Source organism: Cupriavidus sp. DF5525 (genome assembly GCF_040149425.2).
Taxonomy (GTDB): Bacteria; Pseudomonadota; Gammaproteobacteria; order Burkholderiales; family Burkholderiaceae; genus Cupriavidus; species Cupriavidus pickettii_A.
In genome coordinates this window covers 1,546,150-1,569,092 of the sequence record NZ_CP168266.1, presented here as the reverse complement: position 1 = coordinate 1,569,092, position 22,943 = coordinate 1,546,150, and the positions used below count along the sequence as shown (strand labels likewise).

Genomic DNA, 22,943 nt, shown 5'->3' with positions numbered 1-22,943 from the left:
GTTTTTCGTTCTTGAGGCGGATCAGGACATCTTGCCGAGGATGGCCTGCATCTCGTCGGCATTGAAGGCGCGCAGGGTCTCCGTGCGCACGTTCCCCAGTGAGCCAACGGCCAGCCCGAAGGCGGTCATGCTGGCGTCGTCCGGCGCCTCGACGGTGAGCACGATGTCGTATTCGCCCAGCGTCCAGTAGATGTCCTTCATCTCCACGCCGAAGCGCGCGCCCATCTCGCGCACGGCGGCGGCGCGCTTGGTGGTGTCCTTGACGGCGCGGATGCCCTGGTCGGTGAAGCTGGCTAGCACGATGTAACGGGTCATGGCGGGATCTCCTGTCTGGATGGATCGAACGCCGTCCCGGCCGTACGCACGGCGCGAATCGCCGCAATCGGCCGGGGCAGTGGTTCAGGGCTTCGGAGCAAGGGCGGGCGGCCGGCACCGTGGCCGGCGTGGTGGCCGCCGCGGGCAAGGCGTGAAATGCATGGCGCCTCGCCGGGCATGCACCCGGATATCTGAGCAACTTCGTACCGACGCATATTGCGCGCCAGTCGGCGTGGCAGGCCGCAATGCGGGCAACGGCCGCGCCGCGTGGTTGGGCAGCGGGCCGGTGTGTTTCAGGTGCGATACAGCTAACGGTCAGTCCGACGGGTCGCCGACGTCTGCGCCCTCAGGCGTGTCGAGCGCCCGCATGTTGTCCAGCAGCTTAAGCAAGTAGTGCAGCGTGTGGGTCAGGTCGTTGGTCGAAAAACCGTCGAGCGCCCGCTCGTAGTAGTCGCGGATCTTGGGCTGCGCCTGGTGCAGCCAGACCTCGCGGCCCGGCTCGCTCATTCGCACCAGCCGCGAGCGGCGGTCGCGCCCGTCCGGCGCCAGCGTTATGTGGCCGTCGCGTTCCATACGGCTGACCAGCCCCGACAGGTTCTGCCGGCTCACCATCAGATAGCGGGCCAGGTCGCCCACGCTCATGCCGTCGGCCGCCTCCGGGCGCGACAGCGCGCCCAGCACGGCCCATTGCTGCGTGGTCAGGCCTTCCGCCTCGACCGCCCGCGAGCCCGTTTTATGCAACATGTTTGCGCATTGGTAGAGCCGGAAGAACAGCCGGTTGGCCAGTTCCATGCGTGCATTTGTCGGGAGTTCTCCTCCCGTGTCGGGGTTAACCATAGTCGTTTCCATCGGGTTGGCGCCTTGCGCGGACTGCGGCTGCCTCCTATTATAGGTAAATATATTTACCTAATTCGCGGCGCAGGTGTCGGCGGCATCGCCCGGCACGATAGCACCGTAACCCTGAAAGGAGAACGCTGTGCAAGGACTCGAAGACAAGACGGTCATCGTGACCGGTGGTGGTGGCGGCATCGGCAGCGCAACCTGTTTGCGCTTTGCGCGGGCGGGAGCGGCGGTCGGCGTGCTCGACCTGAACCCGGAAGCGGGCGAACGCGTGGCCGCGCAGATCCGCGAGGCCGGCGGTCGCGCGCTGGCAATGCGTTGCGATATCACCGACCGCGCCAGCGTCGATGCCGCGGTCGCCGCGGTGGAGCGGGAACTGGGCCCGGTGGATGTACTGGTCAACAACGCCGGCTGGGATGTGTTCCGTCCCTTTATCAAGACCGAGCCCGCGCAATGGGAACGGCTGATCGCCATCAACCTGACCGGCGCGCTGCACATGCACCACGCGGTGCTGCCCGGCATGGTCGAGCGCAAGCGCGGGCGCATCGTCAATATCGCCTCCGACGCCGCGCGCGTGGGCTCGTCCGGCGAAGCGGTCTATGCCGCGTGCAAGGGCGGGCTGGTGTCATTCTCCAAGACCATCGCGCGCGAGCATGCGCGCCACGGCATCACCGTCAACGTGGTGTGCCCTGGGCCGACCGAGACCGCGCTGTTCGAAGACTACAAGCAGGGCGCGGGCAACCCCGAGAAGCTGGTGGAAGCCTTTACCCGCTCGATCCCGCTGGGCCGCATCGGCCAGCCCGACGACCTGCCCGGCGCGGTGCTGTTCTTTGCCGGCGACGACGCTGCCTTTATCACCGGCCAGGTGCTGAGCGTGTCGGGCGGCCTGACCATGAACGGCTGAACCCACCACACAACCAGATCACGGAGATCACCATGCAATACGAAGACATCCTGTACGAAGTGCGCAACGGCGCCGCCTGGATCATCATCAACCGCCCGGAAAAGATGAACGCCTTCCGCGGCCGCACCTGCGACGAGCTGATCCACGCCATCAACCGCGCCGGCTATGACCGCGAGATCGGCGCCATCGTGCTGGCCGGTGCCGGCGAGAAGGCCTTCTGCACCGGCGGCGACCAGTCCGCGCACGAGGGCCAGTACGACGGCCGCGGCACCATCGGCCTGCCGATGGAAGAACTGCACAACGCCATCCGCGACGTGCCCAAGCCGGTGATCGCACGCGTGCAGGGCTATGCCGTCGGCGGTGGCAACGTGCTGTGCACGATCTGCGATTTCACCATCGCGTCGGAGAAGGCCGTGTTCGGGCAGGTCGGGCCGAAGGTCGGCTCGGTCGACCCGGGCTACGGCACTGCCTTCCTGGCGCGCGTGGTGGGCGAGAAGAAGGCGCGCGAGATCTGGTACATGTGCCGCCGCTATCCGGCCGCGGAAGCGCTGGCGATGGGGCTGGTCAATGCGGTGGTGCCGCACGAGCAGCTCGATGCCGAGGTGCAGAAGTGGTGCGACGAGATCATGGAAAAGAGCCCCACCGCGATCGCCATCGCCAAGCGCTCCTTCAATATGGATACCGCGCACCAGAGCGGCATCGCCGGCATGGGCATGTACGCGCTCAAGCTCTATTACGACACCGAGGAATCGCGCGAGGGCGTGCGCGCCTTCCAGGAAAAGCGCAAGCCCGAGTTCCGCAAGTACGCCAAGTAAGCCTTGCCGTCCCAGTCCCATCGAGCGGAGACCAACATGAATCCCTATCTTGACGAAGACCTGACGGCACTGGCGGAGCACGCCCGCCGCTTTGCCGATGCGCGCGTGGCGCCCGGCTACCTGGAGCGCGACCAGACCCGCGTGCTGGACCGCGCGCTGATGCGCGAAATGGGCGAGATGGGCTTTATCGCGCCCGAATTGCCCGAGGCGTATGGCGGGCAGGGCATGGGCTCGCTGGCGGCTGGCGTGATCCATGAAGCCGTGGCGCGTGCGGACCTGAGCCTGTCGTACATCAACTTACTAGCTTCCCTCAATGGCCAGATCCTGGCGCAGCACGCGCGGCCGGAAATCGCCGCGCCGTGGCTGCAGCGCCTGACGCGCGGCGAGGCGCTGCTGGCGATCGCACTGACCGAGCCGCGCGGCGGCTCCGATGCGGCCAGCTTGCGCCTGCGCATGGAGCGCGATGGCGACGTCTACGTGCTCAACGGCGAGAAGACCTCGATCTCCGCCTCCGACCAGGCCGATGCCGCGGTGGTCTTCGCCCGCAGCGGTACCGTCGAGTCCGGCGCACGCGGAGTATCGGCCCTGCTGGTGCCGATGGACCTGCCGGGGATCACGCGCAACCGCTTCGACTGCCACGGCCAGCGCGCCATTGGCCGCGGCTCGATCTTTTTCGAGAACGTGCGCGTGCCGGCCAGCCATCTGCTCGGCAACGAAGGAGAAGGGTTCGTGCAGGTGATGCAGGGCTTCGACTTCTCGCGCGCGCTGATCGGCCTGCAGGTGCTGGCGGTGGCACAGGCCGCGCTGGACGAGACCTGGGCCTACGTGGCCGAGCGCCAGGCCTTCGGCAAGCCGCTGTCGGCCTTCCAGGGCGTGTCCCATCCGCTGGCCGATTTCGAGACCCAGGTGCAGGGCGCGCGCCTGCTGTGCCTGCAAACGCTGTGGCTCAAGGACCATGGCCTGCCGCATACCGCCGAGGCGGCGATGTGCAAGTGGTGGGCGCCCAAGCTTGCGTACGACGTGGTACACCAGTGCCTGCTGTCGTTCGGCCACGGCGGCTATGACCGTGGCGTGATGGAGCAGCGCCTGCGCGACGTGCTCGGCTTCCAGATCGGCGACGGCACGGCCCAGATCATGAAGACCATCATCGCCCGCACGCGCGCGGGGCGCGAAGCGGTACCGGCCTGACGCGGCGCCACGACCGACCGCGCCATCCGATAAAGAGGAGACACCCATGGATTTCGACGCCGTACTGATCGCGCCGCGCCGTGCCGCCAGCATTGCCGCCGGGCACTGGCACGACCGCACCGTCAACGACTACCTGACCGCCTGCGTGCGCGACCGGCCCGACGCCCCCGCGCTGACGGCGGTGAGCATCGACAGCGGCAGCGTGACACGCTTCACCTGGCGCGAACTGGCCCAGATGGCCGACCGGGTGGCGGTCGGGCTCAGCCGCCTAGGCATCGGCGCGCAGGACGTGGTGTCCTGCCAGCTCCCCAACGGCTGGCACCTGACCGTGCTGTATCTTGCCTGCGCGCGGCTGGGCGCGGTGCTCAACCCGCTGATGCCGATCTTCCGCGAGCGCGAGCTGTCGTTCATGCTGGCGCATGCGCAATGCAAGGTGGCGGTGGTGCCGCAGGTGTTCCGCGGCTTTGGTCATGCGCAGATGCTGCAGGGTCTGCGCGAGGCATTGCCGGCGTTGCGCCACATCGTCGTTGCCGGCGGCGACGGCGCGGACAGCTTCGAAGCACTGCTTAGCGTTCCCGCCTGGGAAGATGAGCCAGATGCCGCCAACATCCTGCTGCGCAGCCGCCCCGGCCCGGACGACGTCACCCAGCTTATCTACACCTCCGGCACCACCGGCGAGCCCAAGGGCGTGATGCATAGCGCCAACACGCTGTTCTCCAACATCGTCGCCTACGCCGAACGGCTCCGCCTCTCCGGCGACGATGTGGTGCTGATGGCCTCGCCGATGGCGCACCAGACCGGCTTCATGTATGGACTGCTGATGCCGGTAGTGCTGGGGGCGCATGCGGTGCTGCAAGACATCTGGGACCCCGCGCGCGCCGCCGCGCTGATTCGCGAGGAGCGCGTGACCTTCACCATGGGCTCGACGCCGTTCCTGACCGACCTGGCGCGCGTGGTGGCGGAGTCCGGCACGCCGGTTCCCAGCCTGCGCACCTTCCTGTGCGCGGGTGCGCCGATTCCCGGCGCGCTGGTCGAGCGCGCGCGCACGGCGCTCGGCGCGAAGATCGTTTCGGCCTGGGGAATGACGGAGAACGGCGCGGTCACCACTACGCTGCCGGATGACAGCGACGAGCGCGCCTCGACCACCGACGGGTGCCCGTTGCCAGGCGTCGAAATCCGAATCGTGGACGGCACCGACGCCGACGTGCCGCCCGGCGAAACCGGCCGCCTGCTGGTGCGCGCCTGTTCCAACTTCGGCGGCTACCTGAAGCGCCCGCAGCTCAACGGCACCGATGCCGACGGCTGGTTCGACACCGGCGATCTCGCGCGGCTCGATGCCAACGGCTACCTGCGCATCGCGGGGCGCAGCAAGGACGTGATCATCCGCGGCGGCGAGAACATCCCCGTGCTGGAGGTCGAGACCCTGCTGTACCGCCATCCCGCGGTCTCGCAGGTGGCCATCGTCGCCTACCCTGACGAGCGCCTGGGCGAGCGCGCCTGCGCCTTCGTTGTGCCGCGCGCCGGCCAGCCGTTCGACCAGGCGGCGATGGTGGAGTGGCTCAAGGCGCAGAAGATGGCGCTGCAGTACATCCCCGAGAAGCTCGTGGTGCAGGACGCGCTGCCGGCCACGCCCGCCGGGAAGATCCAGAAGTTCCGGCTGCGCGAGACGCTGCGCGGCGAGCCATCCTGAACCCGCCCCCGCGGTGGCCGCGACGCCGGCCACCGCGCAATGGCGCGCAAGCGCTCAGCGGCATTGCTTGTACGCCGCGCCGACCGCCTCGCCGAACAACTCGGCCACCAGGTCGATCTCGGCCTCGCCGATGACCAGCGGCGGCAGGAAGCGTACGGTCGCGCCGTGGCGGCCGCCCAGCTCGACGATCAGCCCGCGCTGCAGGCATTCGCGTTGCACCGTGCGCGCGAAGGTGCCGTCGGCGGGGTAGGCGCCCACCGCATCGGGCTCGGCACGTTCGTCGATCAGTTCCACCCCGATCATCAGGCCGCGCCCGCGCACTTCGCCGATCGCGGGGCACGCGGTATGCAACTGCCGCAGCCGCGTGGCCAGGCGCTGGCCCATGGTCTCGGCATGGGCGACGATGCCCTGCGCGACCAGGGTGCGGATGGTGGCGGAGCCCGCCGCCATCGCCAGCTGGTTGCCGCGGAAGGTGCCGGCGTGCGCGCCCGGCTGCCACGCGTCGAGTGCGCTGTCGTAGATCACCACCGACATCGGCAAGCCGCCGCCAATCGCCTTGGACAGTACCAGCACGTCCGGCACGATGCCGGCATGCTCGAACGCGAACATGCGTCCGGTGCGGCCCAGCCCGGTCTGGACTTCATCGAGCACCAGCGCGATGCCGTGCTCGCGGGTGATGCGGCGCAGTTCGCGCAGCCAGCGCGCGGGCGCGGGGATCACGCCGCCTTCGCCCTGTACCGCTTCCACCACCACCGCCGCCGGCGGCAGCACGCCGGATTCCGGGTCGGCCAGCATCTGCTCGATATAGCGCAGGCCCGCGTCGATGCCGGCGTCGCCGCGCAGGCCGAACGGGCAGCGGTAGTCGTACGGGTAGGGCAGGAACTGCACGCTGCCGCCGAGCGCGCCCAGCGGCGCCTTGGGGCCGAGGTTGCCCATCAGCGCCAGCGTGCCGTGCGTCATGCCGTGGTAGCCGCCGGCGAAGCTCAGCACCGTATGGCGGCCGGTGGCGGTCTTGGCCAGCTTGAGCGCCGCCTCGATGCCGTCGGCGCCGGTCGGGCCGCAGAACTGGATGCGGGCGCGCGCGGCGAACTCGGGCGGCAGCAGCCCGAACAGGTCGTCGACAAAGCGGTCCTTGACCGGGGTGGCCAGGTCCAGCGTATGCAGCGGCAGGCCGCTGTCGAGCGTGTCGCGCAGCGCGCGCACCACCGCCGGGTGGTTGTGGCCGAGCGCCAGCGTGCCGGCGCCGGCCAGGCAGTCGATAAAGAGCTGGCCGCTGGTGTCGCGCAGGTACACGCCATAACCCTGTTCCAGCGCCAGCGGGATGCGGCGCGGATAGGAGCGGGCGTTGGACTCGCGCGCGGACTGGCGCTGCAGGTACGGGTTGTCGTCGAGCCGGATCGGCGCTTGCCGGACGAAGGCGCCAGCCGAGAACGGCGCGGGTTGGCCGTGGGCGTGCGTGGCGAGCGAGGGAGGCGTCATGGTGTCGTTCCTAACGGGGCGTTGAGCGGGGGCGTTGAACAGGGACGTTGACTGCAGGGCCCGGCACGGGAGCCGGGCAGGATCGGTTGGCCGCGCGCGGGGGCAGTTCGCGCGGCCGGTATTGCCGGTGCACCACACGCGCGGCTGGCAGCGGCGTGGCGAGGCTTGCGACGTAGCGGGTGTCGCAATCGGAGAGGCCGCGTGCATCGTGGATATGCCAGACGCGCAGGTCGGCCTCGGCGCGCGCCAGCGGCGGCACGCCGGCAGCGCACGGCGGTAGCGCCACGCGCACCGACTGCGGCGAAGCCGACAGACCGGTGCCGACGGCCTTGCTGCACGCCTCCTTGGCGGTCCACAGGCGCAGGAAAGCGAGCATGGCGTCCTGCGGCTGGCGCTGCGCCAGCGCACTCAGCCAGCGCATTTCGCCGGGGGTGCAGGCCACGGCCGCGCTGTCGTGCCAGGCGGCCCACGCCATGTCGGCACGCCAGGCTTCGATGTCGATCCCGACCGGCTCGCGCGACAAGGCGATCACGGCGCGCGCGCCGCTGTGGCTGACGTTGAACTGCAGCGGGGGCGCCGCGGTATCCAGGCTGCCGAGCGTGGGCTTGCCGAAAGCGTTGGCGACCAGCGGCACGGCGTCGGGCGCCATGCCCAGGCAGTGCCCCAGGATCGCGCGCAAGGCCGAGCGTGCCGCGCTGAAGCGGGCGCGATCGGCGGGTTGCCGGAACGCTGCGGCGCGCGTGCGTTCGTCCGCCGACAACGCGGACAGGTCGGCCGCGGCGTCGACCGTCACGTGCCAGACGTGGATCTCGCCGTGCGGTAGCGCGGCCATGTCAGGCGTGCGCATGGCCGTGGTCTCTGGCGGTGCGCATCGCGCAACCGAGTACGGCTTCGGTGACGGCGTCCAGCACGTCCTGCGCCGCCTCGTGCAGGAAAAAATGCCCGCCCGCAAACAGCCGGTGATCGCAGTCGTGCAGGGTCTCGTCGCGCCACGCCGCCAGCATCGCGGGCGGGGCGTGGACGTCGTCCCTGCCGCCGAGCACGGTGATCGGACAGCCCAGGCGCGGGCCAGGACGATAGTGCCACGCCTCGCACAACGCGATATCGGCGCGCAGCACGGGCAGGAAGAAGGCGAGCGCTTCCGGCGTTTCGCGGATCTCGGCCGGCATGCCGCCCATGGCGGCGATGACGTCGGCAAAGGCGCCGTCCGGCAGGCTGCTGAACGGCGGGCGTGCCGACGGCAGCGCGGGCGCGCCGCGACCGGACACCACCAGCGCGGCGGGGGAGAGGCCGTACACGGTCTCGAGCACGCGCGCGGTTTCGAACCCGAGCAGCGCACCCATGCTGTGGCCGAACAGCGCAAAGCGCGGCGCGTCGGCACGGGCCGCGCGCGCGATCGATGCGGCCAGCGCGGTGGCCAGCTCGTGGATCGATGCGCCATGCGGCTCGGCCGTGCGCGTGCCGCGCCCGGGCAGGCATACCGGCGCCAGCTCGATCGCGGCGGGAAGCGCGGATCGCCAGCCGTGATACGCGGTATGGCCGGCGCCGGCGTAGGGCAGGCAGTAGAGGCGCACGCGATCGCCTGATGCCGGGCCGCAGCGGCCTGGCATCACGGCGTACCAGGGATCGCGCATCGGCTGCGCGGAGCTCATGCGCCGGCCAGCGCGCGCTGCAGGCTCAGCGGACGCATATCGGTCCAGACCGTCTCGATATGGGCCAGGCACGCGTCGCGGCTGCCCTGGAAGCCCGCGCTTGCCCATCCTGCCGGTACGGGCTTGTAGTCGGGCCAGATCGAATACTGGCCTTCATCGTTGCGGACGACGTGGAAACGCGTATCGGGATGATCCCAGCTCATGGCTGTGCTCCTTCAGGTTGTGTGAAACGCCGCCGCAGCCGGCGCCGCGACGGAAATGAAAAGTCTGCGGACAACATCGTAAATGATAATGATTTGTATTTCCATTCGTAAATATTTCCGGTAGACTCGCCTTCCATCCAATGTGCAGACATTGTTCGCGTGGCCGCGCCCCTCTCGCCTCAGGCCCCGCTGCAACGCCTTCCGGCGCGTGCGGCTAGCGCGAACGAACCCAGCGAGGCAACAGGGATATGGATTTGGACACGACCGGCACCATCGCCGACCTTCATGCGGACCATCGCGCCGGCTCTGGCGCGGCTGCCACCGCATCGACAGCAAGGGCGGGCGCGCTGCGCACCGCGCCGATGTTTGCGCACCGCGCGCTGCCGCTGGTGGTCACGCCCGACGGCGACACCGACTGGCGCCGCCAGTTCGGCGCCATGGCCGCGATCGCCACGGAACAGTTGCCGCGCGTCGGCGGCGTGCTGTTCCGCGGCTTTCGTTTTGACAACGACTCGGATTTCCGCGCCTTCGCCAGCGCCTTCGGCCACCCGCTGCTGAGCTACGAGTTCGGCTCGACGCCGCGCTCGCAGGTGAAGGAGGGCGTCTATACCTCCACCGAATACCCGGCGCACCAGGTCATCCCGCTGCATAACGAGCAGTCGTACACGCTGAAATGGCCGATGAAGATCTGGTTCCATTGCGTGCAGCCGAGCGAGGCGGGCGGCGAGACGCCCATCGCCGACAGCCGGCTGGTCTACCAGCGCCTGGACCCCGCCATCCGCGAACGCTTCGCCGCGCGCCGCCTGATGTACGTGCGCAACTACGGCAATGGCCTCGACCTGAGCTGGCAACGCGCCTTCAACACCGAGGACCGCGCGCAGGTGGAGCGCTTCTGCCGCGCCCAGCAGATCGATTTCGAATGGAAGGCCGACGGCGAGCTGCGCACGCGCCAGCTATGCCAGGCCGTCGCGCGGCATCCGGTGACCGGTGAGATGGTGTGGTTCAACCAGGCCCACCTGTTCCATGTCTCGGGGCTCGCGCCCCACGTGCGCGAGGCCTTGCTGGCCGTGGTCGGCAGCGTCGACGAACTGCCGCGCAATGTCGTCTACGGCGACGGCGCGCCGCTGGAAGACGACGCCCTCGCTTCGATCCGTGCCACGCTCGACGACTGCACCGTGCGCTTTCCCTGGCAGCAGGGCGACGTGCTGATGCTCGACAACATGCTGGCCGCTCATGGGCGCGGCACCTTCAGCGGCCCGCGCCGCGTGATTGTCGCCATGGCCGAGCCCGCGCCGCCCGGCCTGGGCTGATCCCGCCGCCGTCCTGACGCCCACTGGCCGCTCCTGCGGGCCAGGGCTTTGTCATCTCCAACGTTTTCGCCATGTCGTCTTCCGTAGCTTCCTTGCAGCACGCCGCTTCCCTGCCGGCCGAAACCGGTGCCCTGATGCGAACCCTGCGCGCTGAAGGCGTGCGCCTGCGCCTGCAGGACGGGCGCTGGCGCGTGGCCGAGGGCAGCGCCGCCAGCCCCGGGGCGCTGGACGCCGCGGCCACGCTGCTCGCCACGCGCGCGGCCGAGGCCGATGCCTGGCTGGCCGCGCATCCCGGCTACTTCGACCGCTATCCCGCCGGGCCCGGGCAACTGGCCTTGCTGGCCTTCCATCGCCGCCATCCGCACAGCGCCGCGTACAACATGGTGTTCGCGATCGAGCTGGCGCCGGGGCTGCGCTTCGACCTGCTGGAGCAGGCCGTGCGCCATGTGGTGGACTGCCACGAGGCGCTGCACAGTGCCTGCCTGGAAGAGGACGGCGAGATCGTGATGGCACGGCCGGCCGGCTTTGCAGCAGAGGTCTCGCTGACGCGCGTCGACGGTATTGCCGAGCCCGACCTGCTGGCCTGGTTCGAGCGCGAAGCGGACGAGCCGTTCGACCCCGATGCCGGCCAGGTCTGCCGCTTCCGCTTCCTGGTGTCGCGTCAGGCCGACGGCAGCGAGCGCACGTGGATGTGTGCCGGCATGCACCATATCGCCGGCGACTACCTCGGCTTCGAAACGGTTTGCGACCAGATCTTTGCGACCTGCGATGCGCTGCGCGTCAACGACCCGGCCAGTCCGCCGATGGCGTCGCAGACAGGGCGCTACCGCGACTGGCTGGTGCGCCAGCGCCAGTTGCTGGCGGGGCCGCGCGGTGCATCGCTGCGCGCCTACTGGGACGGCGTGCTCGAGGACGCGCCCGCGTCGCCGGCGCTGGCCGGCGAGCGCGCCGTCGAGCCGCGCCTGCGCGGCGCCGAGCTCGAATTCCACCTGACGGCGCAACAGACGCAGGGCCTGCGCGACCTGGCCGCGCGGCTGGAGGTCAGCGTCTTCGTGGTGATGCTGGCGCTGTTCAAGACCGTGCTGCACCGGGCCAGCGGCGAGGACGACTTCCTGGTCGGCACGCCCACGGCCGGACGCTCCGGCGCGCAGCATGCCGACCTGATCGGCTATACGCTCAACGCCGTGCCGTTGCGCGCGGATTTCTCCGCCAATCCGGCCTTTGCCGCGGTGGTGCGCGACTGCGCCCGGCAGATGCGCGGCGCCTTGCGCCACCAGCAATATCCGCTGGCGCGCATGGGCGGCGCGGATCGCACCTCCGGACCCTTGTTCCGGCACATGACGACCTTCGTGCCGGTGGGCCCGCGCAAGGTGCTGGGCCGCTACCTGGTGCGCGAATACCTGGCCACGCAGCGCGGCGCGGCCAACGACATGAACCTGCGCTGGCAGGATGAAGGCGAGCGCCTGCGCGGCCAGTGGCGCTACGACGCCGACCGCTTTACCCCGGAGGCAGTGCAGCGGCTGATCTCGGCGCTGCGTGTGGCGGTGGATGCGGTGCTCGACGATGCCGGGGTGCGTGTCGGCGATCTGTCCTTGTTCGATGCAGCGGTGCTTTCGCATGCGCAGGCCAGTGGCACCGCAACGCAAGCCCATGTCACCGCGCTGGCGGCCTTCGAAGCCGGCGTGCGCGCCCATCGGGAGCGCCTCGCGGTAGACGCTGCCGATGCGCAGTTGTCCTACGGTGCGCTCGACGCTGTCGCTTCCGCGCTCGCTGCGCGATTGCAGCACGGCGGCGTGCGCGCCGGCGACGTGGTCGGCCTGCTGCTGCCGCGCGGCGCCGGCATGGCCGTGGCCATGCTCGCCTCGTGGAAAGCGGGAGCCGCGTTCCTGTGTCTCGACGCAGCCATGCCCGCCGCGCGGCTGTCACAACTGGCGAGGGATGCAGGCCTGGAAGCGGTAGTGGGCGAGGGTAGCCGGCCGCAGTGGCTGGCGGACGCGCTGCCCGATGCCGGCTGGCATGCCGCATCCCTGCAAGCCGATGCTGCAGCCCTCCCGGCGACATGGCCCGCTGCCGTGCCCGCCCAGCCCGCCTACCTGATCTACACCTCCGGCTCGACCGGCACGCCCAAGGCCGTGGTGGTGACGCAAGGCAATCTCGCGCACTACGCCGCCGGCGTGCTGCACGCGCTGGCCCTGCCGGCGGGATCGTCGATGGCGTCGCTGTCCTCCGTGACCGCTGACCTTGGCCACACCGCATGGTTTGGCGCGCTGCTGGGCGGCCACACGCTACGCGTCCTGGACGATGCGCTGGGCGAAGACCCCGAGGCCCTCGCCAGCGCCCTGGCGGACCGGCCAGTCGATTGCCTGAAGATCGTGCCCTCGCACCTGCGCGCGCTGCTGGCCGTCGTCGATCCGGCGCGGCTGGTGCCGCGGCAATGCCTGGTGTTCGGCGGCGAGGCGCTGGATGCGGCGCTGGTGGCGCGCGTACAGGCCCTGCGCCCGGCCTGCCGTGTAGTCAACCACTATGGGCCCACTGAAACCACGGTTGGCTGCCTGACGCATGCGGTGCCATCGAGCGGAGCGCCAGGTGCGGTCCCGGTCGGTCGCCCGCTGCCCGGCGTCAGTGCCTACGTGCTCGATCGCCACCTGAATCCCGTGCCGCGCGGCGCGGCAGGCGAGCTCTACGTCGGCGGGGCCGGCGTGGCGAGCGGCTACCTGCGCCGCCCGGCGCTGAGCGCCGAGCGTTTCGTGCCGGATCCGTTCCAGCCTGGCGGCCGCCTGTACCGTACCGGCGACCGCGTGCGCATGACTGAAGACGGCGCCATCGTCTTCCTCGGCCGTGCCGATGCCCAGGTCAAGATCCGCGGCTTCCGCGTCGAACCCGGCGAAGTCGAAGCCTGGCTGCGCCAGGCGCCGCACGTGCGTGATGCCGTGGTGCTGGCGCAGCCCTCGCCCGCAGGCGAAGGGCTGCGGCTGGTCGCCTATCTCGTGCCCGCCGACGGCTTCGACCTGGCCGCGCTGCGCACCGCCATGGCCGCGGCACTGCCGGCGCCGATGCTGCCGGCGGCCTTCGTCCGGTGCGATGCCTTCGCGCGGCTGCGCAACGGCAAGGTCGATCGCAAGGCCTTGCCGCCGGTGCCCGATGAAAGCGCCGCGCCTGCCCGCGGCACACCGCAGGATGACACCGAGGCCACGCTGGCGCGCCTGTGGGCGAGCGTGCTCGGGTGCGATGCCGTCAGCACCGACGACAACTTCTTCGCCCTGGGCGGCGACTCCATCCTCGGCCTGCAACTGGTCGCGCAAGCGCGCCAGGCCGGTCTGGCGCTGACGCCCAAGCTGCTGTTCGCACATCCCACGCCGTCGGCGCTGGCCGCCGCGCTGCGCGCGTGCGCCGCACCGGCCGACGCAACGGCTGCCATCGAGCAGACGCTGCGCGCCCTCTGGTACGAGATCCTCCAGCGCGACGAGATCGACCGCGACGCTGACTTCTTCGCACTCGGCGGCGATTCCATCCTGGCGCTGCAGATCGTGGCCAAGGCCCGCGCGCAGCAACTGATGCTGGCGCCCAAGGACCTGTTCGCGCACCCGACGCTGGCGCGCCTGTCGGCGCACCTCGCCGCGCGCGCCCGCGCTGTCGCCACTACCGCCGCTGCCGCTGCAACGCCGGCTGCGGCACAGCCATTTGCGCTGAGCGGTTGCGACGCGCAAGCACTGGAGCGCCTGCGCGCCGCGCAGGGCGGCATCGAAGATGCCTATCCGCTGTCGCCGCTGCAGGAAGGGCTGCTGTTCCACCACCTGCGCGACGGCGGCAACGGCGCCTACGTCAACCAGCTGGTGCTGGAGATCGACGGGCCGCTCGACCCGGCGCGCATGGCCGCCGCATGGCAGGCACTGCTCGACGCCCACCCGATCCTGCGCACCACCTTTGTTGCGCCAGGCGAAGCCGGTTGCGGCGACCGCGCACTGCAATGCGTGCATGCCCGCGCCACGCTGCCGGTGGCCGTCGAGGACTGGCGCGGCGACGACGGCCCGGCGCTGGCCGAGCGGCTGGCAGCCTGGTGCCGCGCCGACCGCGCGCGTGGCTTCGATCCGGCGGCGCTGCCGCTGATGCGGCTGGCGCTGCTGCGCACCGGCGAGCAGGGATGGTGGCTGGTCTGGAGCCGGCACCACCTGATCGTCGACGGCTGGGGCTCGGTGCAACTGCTCGACGAGGCGCTGGCCCGCTATGCCGATCCAGCTCATGCCCCGACGCCGCGCCGGCCGTACCGCGACTACATCGCCTGGCTCGCCGCGCAACCCGCGACGGCACGGCAGGCTTTCTGGCGCGACGCCTTCGCCGGGCTGCCCGGTCCCACCGTGCTGCCGGGCATCGCGCCGGCCGCCGCGAACCACAGCGCGGTGCCGCTGTGCCGCGACCTGGTGCTGCCGGCCGGACTCGATGCCAGCCTGCGCGCGCTGGCCGCCGCGCATCGCGTCACCCTCAATACCGTGATGCAGGCGGCATGGGGCATCGTGCTGGCGCGTCATTGCGGCAGCGACGATATCGTCTTCGGCGTGACCTCGGCGGGCCGGCCGACCGGCCTCGACGGCGCCGAGCGCATGCTGGGCGTGTTCATCAACACACTGCCGCTGCGGCTCCGTCCACGCGGCCCGCTGGCGGTGGCGGAATACCTGCAGGCCACGCAGAGCGCCGGCATCGCCATGCGCGAGTTCGAGCACGCCGCGCTGGCCGAGATCCAGGCGCAGGCCGGCACCGGTGGCGCGCTGTTCGATACGCTGATGGTGTTCCAGAACCTGCCCGACCTGAACGATCGGGCGCGCGAGGTGGCGGGCCTGCGCCTGCGCCAGCACGACAACATCGAGCAGACCCACTACGGCCTGACGCTGGAAGTGATGCCTGATCGTCGCTTCACGGTCCGCTTCACCTGCGATGCCGGCCGCGTTGAGGCGGAACGCCTCGCGCAATGGATGGACGCGTACGCGGCCGCGCTGGCCTCGCTGGCCGATGGCGCGGCGCATGTCGGTGCCATCGATATGCTTGACCCGGCCACGCGCGCGCGGCTGCAGGACTGGGGCGCCAGCGATGACACCAGCGTACCGCCCGCCGCCCTGCACGACGACTATATCCAACGCGTGGCGCGCCGGGTTGCCGCGCATCCGGAGCGCGTGCTGGCGCGCTGCGGCGACGCCGCACTGACCTATGGCGAGTGGTGGCAACGTGCCGGCCGGCTTGCCGAGGGCCTGCGCGTAGCGGGCTTGGCGCACGATGACGTCGTGGCTGTGCTGCTGCCGCGCGGGCTAGACTGGCTGGTCGCGCTGGCCGGCATCCTGCGCGCCGGCGCGGCCTGGGTGCCGCTTGACGCCAGCCATCCCCCGGCGCGCTGGCAGCAGGTGCTGGCGCAGGCGCGCCCCGCGCAGGTGCTGACGGATGCTGCAGGCGTTGCCGCGCTCGCCGAGGCAGGGGTCGCAGGTGCCCGGACGCTGGCCGCCGTAGTGGCCACCGCTGCGGGAACGACGGCACTGCCCACAGCCGCGCATCCTGCCCAGCTCGCCTACGTGCTGTTCACCTCCGGCTCGACCGGCGTACCCAAGGGCGCGATGGTCACGCGCGCCGGCATGCTCAACAACATGCTGGCCAAGGTGGTGCCGCTCGGACTGGGCGAGGGCGATGTGATTGCCCAGACCGCGCCGCCGTGCTTCGACATCTCGGTATGGCAGGCCCTTGCCGCGCCGCTGTTCGGCGCCCGCGTGGAAATCGTCGCCGACGACGTGGTGCGCGATCCGTCCGCGCTGACGGCGCTGCTGGCGCAGCGCGGCGTCACGCTGTTCGAACCGGTGCCGTCGCTGCTGCAGGCCATGCTCGACTGCCAGGCCGCGGAGGGCCGCGACACGCCGCTGCCGGCGCTGCGCTGGGTGCTGCCCACCGGCGAGGCACTGCCGCCCGCCACCGCGCGCGCCTGGTTCGGGCGTTATCCGGTGGTGCCGCTGATGAACGCCTACGGGCCCGCGGAATGCTCCGACGACGTGGCCTTCCACCCCTTGTCTGCCGATAGCCTGGAGCCGGGCAGCGACACCGTGCCGATCGGCCGTCCTACCGCCAATGCCGTGCTGCAGGTGCTCGATGCCGACGGCATCCTGGCCGCACCCGGCGTGATCGGCGAAATCGCGGTGGCCGGCGCGGGCGTGGGCCGGGGCTATCTGGCCGACCCGCGCCGCACCGCGGCGGCCTTCGTGCCCGATCCGACCGGCGCCCCGGGCAGCCGCCGCTACCTGACCGGCGACCTCGGCCGCTGGCATGCCGACGGCGTGCTGGAGTACGTGGGCCGCAAGGACTTCCAGGTCAAGCTGCGCGGCTACCGCATCGAACTGGGTGAGATCGAGGCCGTGGTGGCCGCGCATCCCGCCGTGCGCCAGGCGCTCGTAACGGTGTACCAGGCCCCCGCCAGCGAATGGCTGACGGCGTACTGGCAGCCAGAAGCCGGCCATGCGGAAGCCGCGCTGGAAGCGGAGCTTGCCGCCAGCGTCGCGGCGCGGCTGCCGGCCTACATGGTGCCCGGCGCGTGGGTGTGCATGCCGGCCTGGCCGCTCAACGCCAACGGCAAGATCGACCGCAAGGCGCTGCCCGCACCGCAGGTGGCAGCCGCCGGTGAGGAGGGCGATCCCCCGGCCAACCCGGTCGAGCTGGCCGTGGCGGAAATCTGGGAGGCACTGCTGCCCGGTGTGCGCGTTGGCCGCGACAGCCATTTTTTCCGCCTCGGCGGCCATTCGCTGATCGCCACCCGCGTGGTGGCGCGCTTGCGCGCCGCCGGTCACGCACAAGCCGCGCTGCGCGATGTGTTCGAAGCCCCGGTGCTGCGCGACTTTGCCGCGCGCCTCGCCACGGCAGCACCAGCGCCGACGTTGCCGGCGCTGGTGCCCGTCCCCCGCGTGGCGCGCATGCCGGTATCGATGGCGCAGCAGCGGCTGTGGCTGGTCGAGCGCCTGCAGGGCAATGCCGGTGCCGCCTACAACATGGCCGGCGCGCTGCGCCTGCGCGGGGCGCTGGATGTTGCCGCGCTGCGCCAGGCCATGGCCGCCGTGGCCGCCCGCCACGAGATCCTGCGCACCGCCTATCCCGACGACGACGGCGAGCCTTTCGCCAGCATCGATGCCGCTGCCGGGATCGGCCTGCCGGTGGCCGACCTCCAGGCGCTGGCGCCCGAGGCCCGCGACGCAGCGCTGCGCGAGGCCATGCGTGAGCACGCGTCACGGCCCTTCGCGCTCGACCAGGCGCCGCTGTGGCGCGCCACGCTGCTGCGCTGCGCACCGCAGGAACACGTGCTGCTGGTCGCGATGCACCACCTGGTGTCCGACGGCTGGTCGGTCGGGTTGCTGGTCGACGAGATCACCCACGGCTACCGCCGCGCACTGGCGCCGGACCAGGTCACACCGCTGCCGCCACTGGCCCTGCAATACGCCGACTACGCCGCCTGGCAACGCGACTGGCTGCGCGGCGCCGCGCTCGACGGGCTGACCGCCTACTGGCGCGGCGCGCTCGCCGGCGCGCCGGCGGCGCTGGCCTTGCCGGCTGACCGCGCGCGCCCGCCGGTGGCGCGCATGGAAGGCGATGCCGTGCCGCTGCACATTGACGCCGCGCGCATGGCGCAGGTGCATGCGCTGGCCCGCGCCGAACAGGTCACGCCCTTCGTCGTGCTGCTGGCCAGCTTCCAGTGCTGGCTGCACCGCGTCACCGGCATGGACGACCTGGTGCTCGGCACCGATGTCGCCGGCCGCCACGACGCAGCACTCGAGCCCCTGATCGGCTTCTTCGTCAACGTGCTGCCGCTGCGCTCCCGGCGCGTCGCCGGCGCCAGCTTCCGCGACACGCTGGCCGCCTGCCGGCGCGACGTGCTGGCCGCGTTCGAGCATGAGGGCCTGCCGTTCGACCGCATCGTCGAGGCCGCCGGCGTGCCGCGCGACCGCAACCGCAACCCGTTGGTGCAGGCCCTGTTCGTGCTGCAGAACACGCCGGCCGGACAGCTCGCCATGCCCGGCGTGCAGGCCGAGATGCTGCCGCCGGTGGAGCGCAATTCCAAGTTCGACATGGCGCTGTTCCTCGAGCCCGAGGGCGGGCAGGAAGCCGCGGCGCTGCGCGGCGACTGGGTGTTCGCCACTGCCTTGTTCGAGCGGACCACGGTGGCGCGCTTCGCCAGCGACTGGCTGGCCACGCTGGACGCGCTGCTGCGCGCGCCGGACCAGCCCGTCGACCACGTCACCGAACTTGTCCCGGGCGCCGCGCGCCCGTCCCAACCGAACCCCGAGGAGTCCCGAACCATGGAAACCAGCCAACGCATGGCGGCCAAGCTCGACCAGCTCAAGTCGCTGGCGCGGCCACGCCCGGCCGCCCTCGCTCCCGCCGCCGCGGTGCCGGCCGCCGCCGACCCGGCCAGCCAGGTGCGGCTGCGCCCGCTGCGGGCCGGTGAGGTCTTTCCCATCGTGATCGAGCCGGCGGCGCCCGGCCTGGATCCCGTCGCCTGGGCCGCCCGGGCTCGCGGCCTGATCGTCGACACGCTGCATCGGCACGCGGGCATCGTCTTCCGCGGCTTCGACCTGTCCACGCCGCAGGCGTTCGAGGCCTTTGCCGAAGCGATGCATCCCGGCCTGTACGGCAGCTATGGCGACCTGCCCAAGAAGGAGGGCGGCCGCAACACCTACCGCTCCACACCGTACCCCGAGCGCCAGATGATCCTGTACCACAACGAAAGCGCGCACCTGGAGCGCTGGCCGCGCAAGCAGTGGTTCTATTGCGAGCTGCCTTCGGCCATCGGTGGCGCCACCCCCATCGTCGACTGCCGCGAACTGCTGCGCCGCCTGCCGCCCGAGCTGGCCGCCGAGTTTGCCAGCCGCCAACTGATGTATGTGCGCACCTTCACGCCGCGGCTGGACGTGGACTGGCGCGACTTCTACAAGACCGAGGACCGCGCCGAAGTGGAAGCGCGCTGCCGCGCCGCCGGCATCGACTGCCGCTGGCTGGACGGCGACATCCTGCAGACCCGCACCGTGTGCCCGGCCATCGTCAGCCATCCGGTCACCGGCGAGCGCAGCTTCTTCAACCAGGTGCAGTTGCACCACGTGTCGTGCCTGGAGAAAGACGTGCGCGAAGACCTGCTCGAGATGGTGGGGCTGGAGCGCATGCCCCGCCACGTGATGTTCGGCGACGGCACGCCAATCCCGGACGAGGCGATGAAGCGGATCGGCGAGCTGTACGAGGCCTGCGCCGTGCGCTTCGACTGGCAGCGCGGCGACGTGGTGATGCTCGACAACATGCTGGCCGCGCACGCCCGCGACCCCTATGAAGGCCCGCGCAAGATCGTCGTCGCGATGGGCGACATGTTTGACCGCACCCGGCTCGACGGCAATGCCGCCGCGGTGCCGCAGGAGAACGCCGATGCCTGAACTGCAGTCCGCCTGGACCCCGACGCCTGAACAGCAGGCTGCCTGGCAACAATGGCGCGACGCGCCGGTGCCGCGCGCGCATGTGGCGCGTATCGCGCTGCACAGCCAGCCTGACTCTGCCGCCGTGGATGCGGCGCTGGCCGCGCTGCGCGCGCGGCATGAAGCGCTGCGTACGGCGTATATCGACGATGGCAAGCAGCTCGTGGCCTGCGTGCCGCAGGCGGGCACCGGCGGTGTCGCCACGGCCATCGCTGAGCTCCGGGATGCGCCGTCGTTGCCCGCGCTCGATCCGGCGAGCGGCGACGTATTGCGCGCCTGCATCAGCCCGCTACCCGCGGGCGGCACCACGCTGTGGCTGCTGGCGAGTCCGCTGGCGGCAGACCGCAGCACCGTGCTGAGGCTTGCCGAAAGCGTGCGCGATGCACTGGATGCGCCGGCTCGGATCGATAGCGATGAGGAATTGCCGCTGCAATACGCGCAATACGCCGACTGGCAGCAAGGCGCGCGCCTGGGCGAAGACGGCACCGGCAGCGCCGGCCGCGCGTACTGGCAGGCGCAGGCCGCCGGCCTGCCGGCCCCGCTGCGCATCCCCGATGCGCTGGCCGGATCTGCCGCCGCGCAAGGTAGCGACACCTCGCGCCACACGCTGCATGGCGCGCACCGGCAGGCGCTGGCCGCGTCGGCACGACAGTTCGGGACCACGCCCGAGCGCGTGGTGCAGGCCGCCTGGTGGACCGTGCTGGCGCGCCTGTGCGCGCAGACGGCCTTCAGCGGTGCCTGGCTGCATGATTGCCGCCGCGACTATGACGTGATGGCCGATGCGGCTGGCGTGTTCGTCAAGGCGCTTCCGGTCGGCGTGGCATGGGACGCGCAGCGCAGCGTGGCCGAGCACTGGCGCGCATGGCTGCCCGGGCTCGACAGTCACGCCGCGTGGCAGGAAGCCTGGCAGCCCGGGGATGCCGCGCCCCGTATCGGGTTTGCGGTAGCGCCGCTGCCGCCCGCCGGCGTGGCGATGTCCAGCCCGGCATGGCCGGGCTTCGACCTGGTGTGCGAGGCGCTGGATGACGGGCAGGGCATGGCGGCGCTCGCGCTGCATGCGCGCTCCGGTGTCCTGCATCCGCGCGTTGCACAGTGGTTGCTGGCGCATCTGGCGGCACTGATCGGCACACTGCCTGCGGCGCTCGACGCACCGCTGGAATCGCTGTCGTGGCCTGCCGACGATACCTTGCGCGTGCCGCAGTGCTGGAGCGCCGAAACGCCGGCGGATGCGGAGCAGCCCCTGCTCGCACGCATCGCGCAGCATGCCCGGCAGACACCGGATGCGCCCGCGCTCGATGCCGCGGACCTGGTGCTCGACTACGCGGGCCTGCAGCGCACCGTGCAAGCCGCCGCGCAACGGCTGCGCGCGCTCGGCGTCGGCCCCGGCACACGCGTGGCGCTGGCGCTGCCGCGCAGCGGCGCGCTGGTGGCGAGCCTGCTGGCGGTATGGGCCGCGGGCGGCGCCTATGTGCCGCTCGACCCGGCATGGCCGCAGGCGCGCCGCTGCAGCGTGCTGGCGCAGTCGGCGCCGGTGCTGACCATCGCGCAGCAGGCTGCCGACGATGACGCGACGGTGATCAGCGCCGAAGTCCTGCTGGCCGAGGGCGCCCACGCCGCTGACGAGGCATTGGTCGCCAGTTCCCCGGAAGACGCCGCCTACGTGCTCTTCACCTCCGGCTCCACCGGCGAGCCCAAGGGCGTGGTGATCGGGCACCGGCAGATCAGCCACTACACCGCGGCGGTGTGCGAGGCGCTGTCGCTGGCGTCGTGCCGGCGGCTCGGCCTGACGTCGTCGGTCGCGGCCGACCTCGGCAACACCACGTTGTTCGCCGCACTGTGGCAGGGCGCGTGCCTGGCGGTCGCCAGCGATGACGACATGGCGCATCCCGCCGCCTTCTCCCGTTACCTGCGTGGGCGCGACGTCGACACCATCAAGATCGTGCCGTCGCACCTGGCGGCGCTGCTGGAAACGGATGCACTGGCAGTGCCCGCCACGGTGATCCTGGGCGGCGAGCCCTTGCCCGCCAGCCTGGTGCAGGGGCTGCGCCGCCAGGCGCCGGCCTGCCGGATCTTCAACCACTACGGCCCGACCGAAACCACCATCGGCGTGATGGTCCACGCCGTCGGCGCGGAGGATCCCGCGTGGCCCGCCGGCACGGCGCCGCTCAGCCGGGCGCTGGGCGCGACGCGCGTGCGGCTGCTGGACGATGCCTTGCGCCCGGTCCCGGCCGGCGTGGCCGGGCAGCTCTACGTCGGCGGTCCGCAACTGGCGCATGGCTACCTCGGCCGCCCGGACCTGGACACCGCCGCGTTTGTCGACGACCCGTTCGCGGCAGGGCAGCGCCTCTACCGCACCGGCGACCTGGCGCGCGCCACGCCCGCCGGCCTGCAACTGCTGGGCCGTGCCGACCAGCAGGTCAAGATCCGCGGCATCCGCGTCGAGCCGGCGGAAGTCGAGGCCGCGCTGCTGGCGCAGCCGGCGGTGGCGCAGGCTGCGGTCTGTGCGGTGCCTGGCCCCGGCGGCGCAGTCGTCCTGTGCGCGTTCATCGTGCCGGCATCGGCCGATGCCGCCGACACGGATGCGCTGCGGCGCGCGCTTGCCGCCATGCTGCCCGACGCGATGGTCCCGTCGCGCTTTATCGCGCTGCCTGCGCTGCCGCGGCTGCCGAACGGCAAGACCGACCGCACGGCGCTGCGCGCGCTGGCCGCGTCGCAGGACGACATTGCCGCACCGGCGCCGCAAGCTGCCACGGCATCCGCGGACGCCGTGGAGACCCTGATCTGCGTGCTGATGGCCGAACTGCTGGAGCAGGACCGGGTCGACCCGCACGCCGACTTCTTCGCGCTCGGCGGCCATTCGCTGCTGGTGATCAAGCTGGTGGCGCGGCTGCGCCGGCGCCTGCAGGTGGAGATCGCGCCGGGCGTGGTGTTCGACCACCCGACCGCTCACGCGCTGGCCGCGGCCGTGCGTGAACACAGCGAGACCGCGGGCGAACTCGACGCGCGCGCACTCACCGCGCTCGGCGCGGCGCCGCAAGCGGCCTTGGCCGCCTGAGCGCTCCCCGATATCCATT

13 protein-coding genes are annotated in these 22,943 nt (G+C 71.3%); 7 read left to right on the top strand and 6 right to left on the bottom strand.

What is annotated here, in order from left to right:
• Positions 1-21: 21 nt before the first annotated feature.
• Together ABNX08_RS28380 and ABNX08_RS28375 are read right to left on the bottom strand one after the other, a co-directional pair.
• On the bottom strand, positions 22-315 hold the full coding sequence (locus ABNX08_RS28380; protein ID WP_022539034.1) for a GYD domain-containing protein: 294 nt from the start codon (positions 313-315) through the stop codon (positions 22-24).
• Positions 316-630: 315 nt separating this feature from the next.
• A complete protein-coding gene (locus tag ABNX08_RS28375; protein WP_041681818.1) occupies positions 631-1,152 on the bottom strand; it encodes a MarR family transcriptional regulator in 522 nt (173 codons plus the stop codon).
• 139 nt (positions 1,153-1,291) lie between these two features.
• Here ABNX08_RS28375 and badH point away from each other — a divergent pair, with 139 nt between their 5' ends.
• Genes badH through aliA form a run of 4 tightly spaced genes read left to right on the top strand, consistent with a single transcriptional unit; the run spans position 1,292 to position 5,752 of the window.
• Entirely contained in the window at positions 1,292-2,059 is a 768-nt protein-coding gene (gene badH, locus ABNX08_RS28370) for a 2-hydroxycyclohexanecarboxyl-CoA dehydrogenase (RefSeq protein ID WP_022539032.1), read from the top strand.
• A 32-nt stretch (positions 2,060-2,091) separates the two neighbouring features.
• On the top strand, positions 2,092-2,874 hold the full coding sequence (gene badI, locus ABNX08_RS28365; protein WP_022539031.1) for a 2-ketocyclohexanecarboxyl-CoA hydrolase: 783 nt from the start codon (positions 2,092-2,094) through the stop codon (positions 2,872-2,874).
• Positions 2,875-2,910: 36 nt separating this feature from the next.
• Complete coding sequence (aliB, locus tag ABNX08_RS28360; protein WP_022539030.1) at positions 2,911-4,062, top strand: cyclohexanecarboxyl-CoA dehydrogenase; 1,152 nt, start codon at positions 2,911-2,913, stop codon at positions 4,060-4,062.
• 46 nt (positions 4,063-4,108) lie between these two features.
• Positions 4,109-5,752, top strand: a complete 1,644-nt coding sequence (aliA, locus tag ABNX08_RS28355) for a cyclohexanecarboxylate-CoA ligase (RefSeq protein ID WP_022539029.1) — start codon at positions 4,109-4,111, stop codon at positions 5,750-5,752.
• Between the two features lie 54 nt (positions 5,753-5,806).
• Here aliA and ABNX08_RS28350 read toward each other — a convergent pair whose 3' ends face one another.
• Genes ABNX08_RS28350 through ABNX08_RS28335 form a run of 4 tightly spaced genes read right to left on the bottom strand, consistent with a single transcriptional unit; the run spans position 5,807 to position 9,086 of the window.
• The gene (locus ABNX08_RS28350) at positions 5,807-7,231 is read right to left on the bottom strand and encodes a diaminobutyrate--2-oxoglutarate transaminase (protein WP_022539028.1); all 1,425 of its coding nucleotides are present in this window, start codon (positions 7,229-7,231) and stop codon (positions 5,807-5,809) included.
• A 10-nt stretch (positions 7,232-7,241) separates the two neighbouring features.
• Positions 7,242-8,078, bottom strand: a complete 837-nt coding sequence (locus ABNX08_RS28345; RefSeq protein ID WP_022539027.1) for a 4'-phosphopantetheinyl transferase superfamily protein — start codon at positions 8,076-8,078, stop codon at positions 7,242-7,244.
• The gene (locus ABNX08_RS28340) at positions 8,065-8,883 is read right to left on the bottom strand and encodes a thioesterase II family protein (RefSeq protein ID WP_022539026.1); all 819 of its coding nucleotides are present in this window, start codon (positions 8,881-8,883) and stop codon (positions 8,065-8,067) included. Before ABNX08_RS28340 ends, ABNX08_RS28345 begins: the two co-directional genes overlap by 14 nt.
• Complete coding sequence (locus ABNX08_RS28335) at positions 8,880-9,086, bottom strand: MbtH family NRPS accessory protein (RefSeq protein WP_022539025.1); 207 nt, start codon at positions 9,084-9,086, stop codon at positions 8,880-8,882. Before ABNX08_RS28335 ends, ABNX08_RS28340 begins: the two co-directional genes overlap by 4 nt.
• A 362-nt stretch (positions 9,087-9,448) precedes the next feature.
• Here ABNX08_RS28335 and ABNX08_RS28330 point away from each other — a divergent pair, with 362 nt between their 5' ends.
• The 3 genes from ABNX08_RS28330 to ABNX08_RS28320 all read left to right on the top strand — a co-directional run bounded on the left by ABNX08_RS28330 (position 9,449) and on the right by ABNX08_RS28320 (position 22,924).
• Complete coding sequence (locus tag ABNX08_RS28330; protein WP_051370028.1) at positions 9,449-10,396, top strand: TauD/TfdA family dioxygenase; 948 nt, start codon at positions 9,449-9,451, stop codon at positions 10,394-10,396.
• Positions 10,397-10,467: 71 nt separating this feature from the next.
• Entirely contained in the window at positions 10,468-19,830 is a 9,363-nt protein-coding gene (locus tag ABNX08_RS28325) for an amino acid adenylation domain-containing protein (protein WP_349607031.1), read from the top strand.
• Positions 19,823-22,924 (top strand): amino acid adenylation domain-containing protein, encoded by a 3,102-nt coding sequence (locus tag ABNX08_RS28320; RefSeq protein ID WP_022539021.1) that lies wholly within the window; start codon positions 19,823-19,825, stop codon positions 22,922-22,924. The genes ABNX08_RS28325 and ABNX08_RS28320 overlap by 8 nt, the downstream gene beginning before the upstream one ends.
• The last annotated feature ends 19 nt before the right edge of the window (positions 22,925-22,943 follow it).

Bases quoted from the DNA above. Each gene is read 5' to 3' on its own strand.
- ABNX08_RS28345 (WP_022539027.1), bottom strand. From the start codon at position 8,078: ATGCGCACGCCTGACATGGCCGCGCTACCGCACGGCGAGATCCACGTC.
- ABNX08_RS28330 (WP_051370028.1), top strand. From the start codon at position 9,449: ATGTTTGCGCACCGCGCGCTGCCGCTGGTGGTCACGCCCGACGGCGAC.
- aliB (WP_022539030.1), top strand. From the start codon at position 2,911: ATGAATCCCTATCTTGACGAAGACCTGACGGCACTGGCGGAGCACGCC.
- aliA (WP_022539029.1), top strand. From the start codon at position 4,109: ATGGATTTCGACGCCGTACTGATCGCGCCGCGCCGTGCCGCCAGCATT.
- ABNX08_RS28380 (WP_022539034.1), bottom strand. From the start codon at position 315: ATGACCCGTTACATCGTGCTAGCCAGCTTCACCGACCAGGGCATCCGC.
- ABNX08_RS28350 (WP_022539028.1), bottom strand. From the start codon at position 7,231: ATGACGCCTCCCTCGCTCGCCACGCACGCCCACGGCCAACCCGCGCCG.
- ABNX08_RS28320 (WP_022539021.1), top strand. From the start codon at position 19,823: ATGCCTGAACTGCAGTCCGCCTGGACCCCGACGCCTGAACAGCAGGCT.
- badI (WP_022539031.1), top strand. From the start codon at position 2,092: ATGCAATACGAAGACATCCTGTACGAAGTGCGCAACGGCGCCGCCTGG.
- ABNX08_RS28340 (WP_022539026.1), bottom strand. From the start codon at position 8,883: ATGAGCTCCGCGCAGCCGATGCGCGATCCCTGGTACGCCGTGATGCCA.
- ABNX08_RS28335 (WP_022539025.1), bottom strand. From the start codon at position 9,086: ATGAGCTGGGATCATCCCGATACGCGTTTCCACGTCGTCCGCAACGAT.
- ABNX08_RS28375 (WP_041681818.1), bottom strand. From the start codon at position 1,152: ATGGTTAACCCCGACACGGGAGGAGAACTCCCGACAAATGCACGCATG.
- ABNX08_RS28325 (WP_349607031.1), top strand. From the start codon at position 10,468: ATGTCGTCTTCCGTAGCTTCCTTGCAGCACGCCGCTTCCCTGCCGGCC.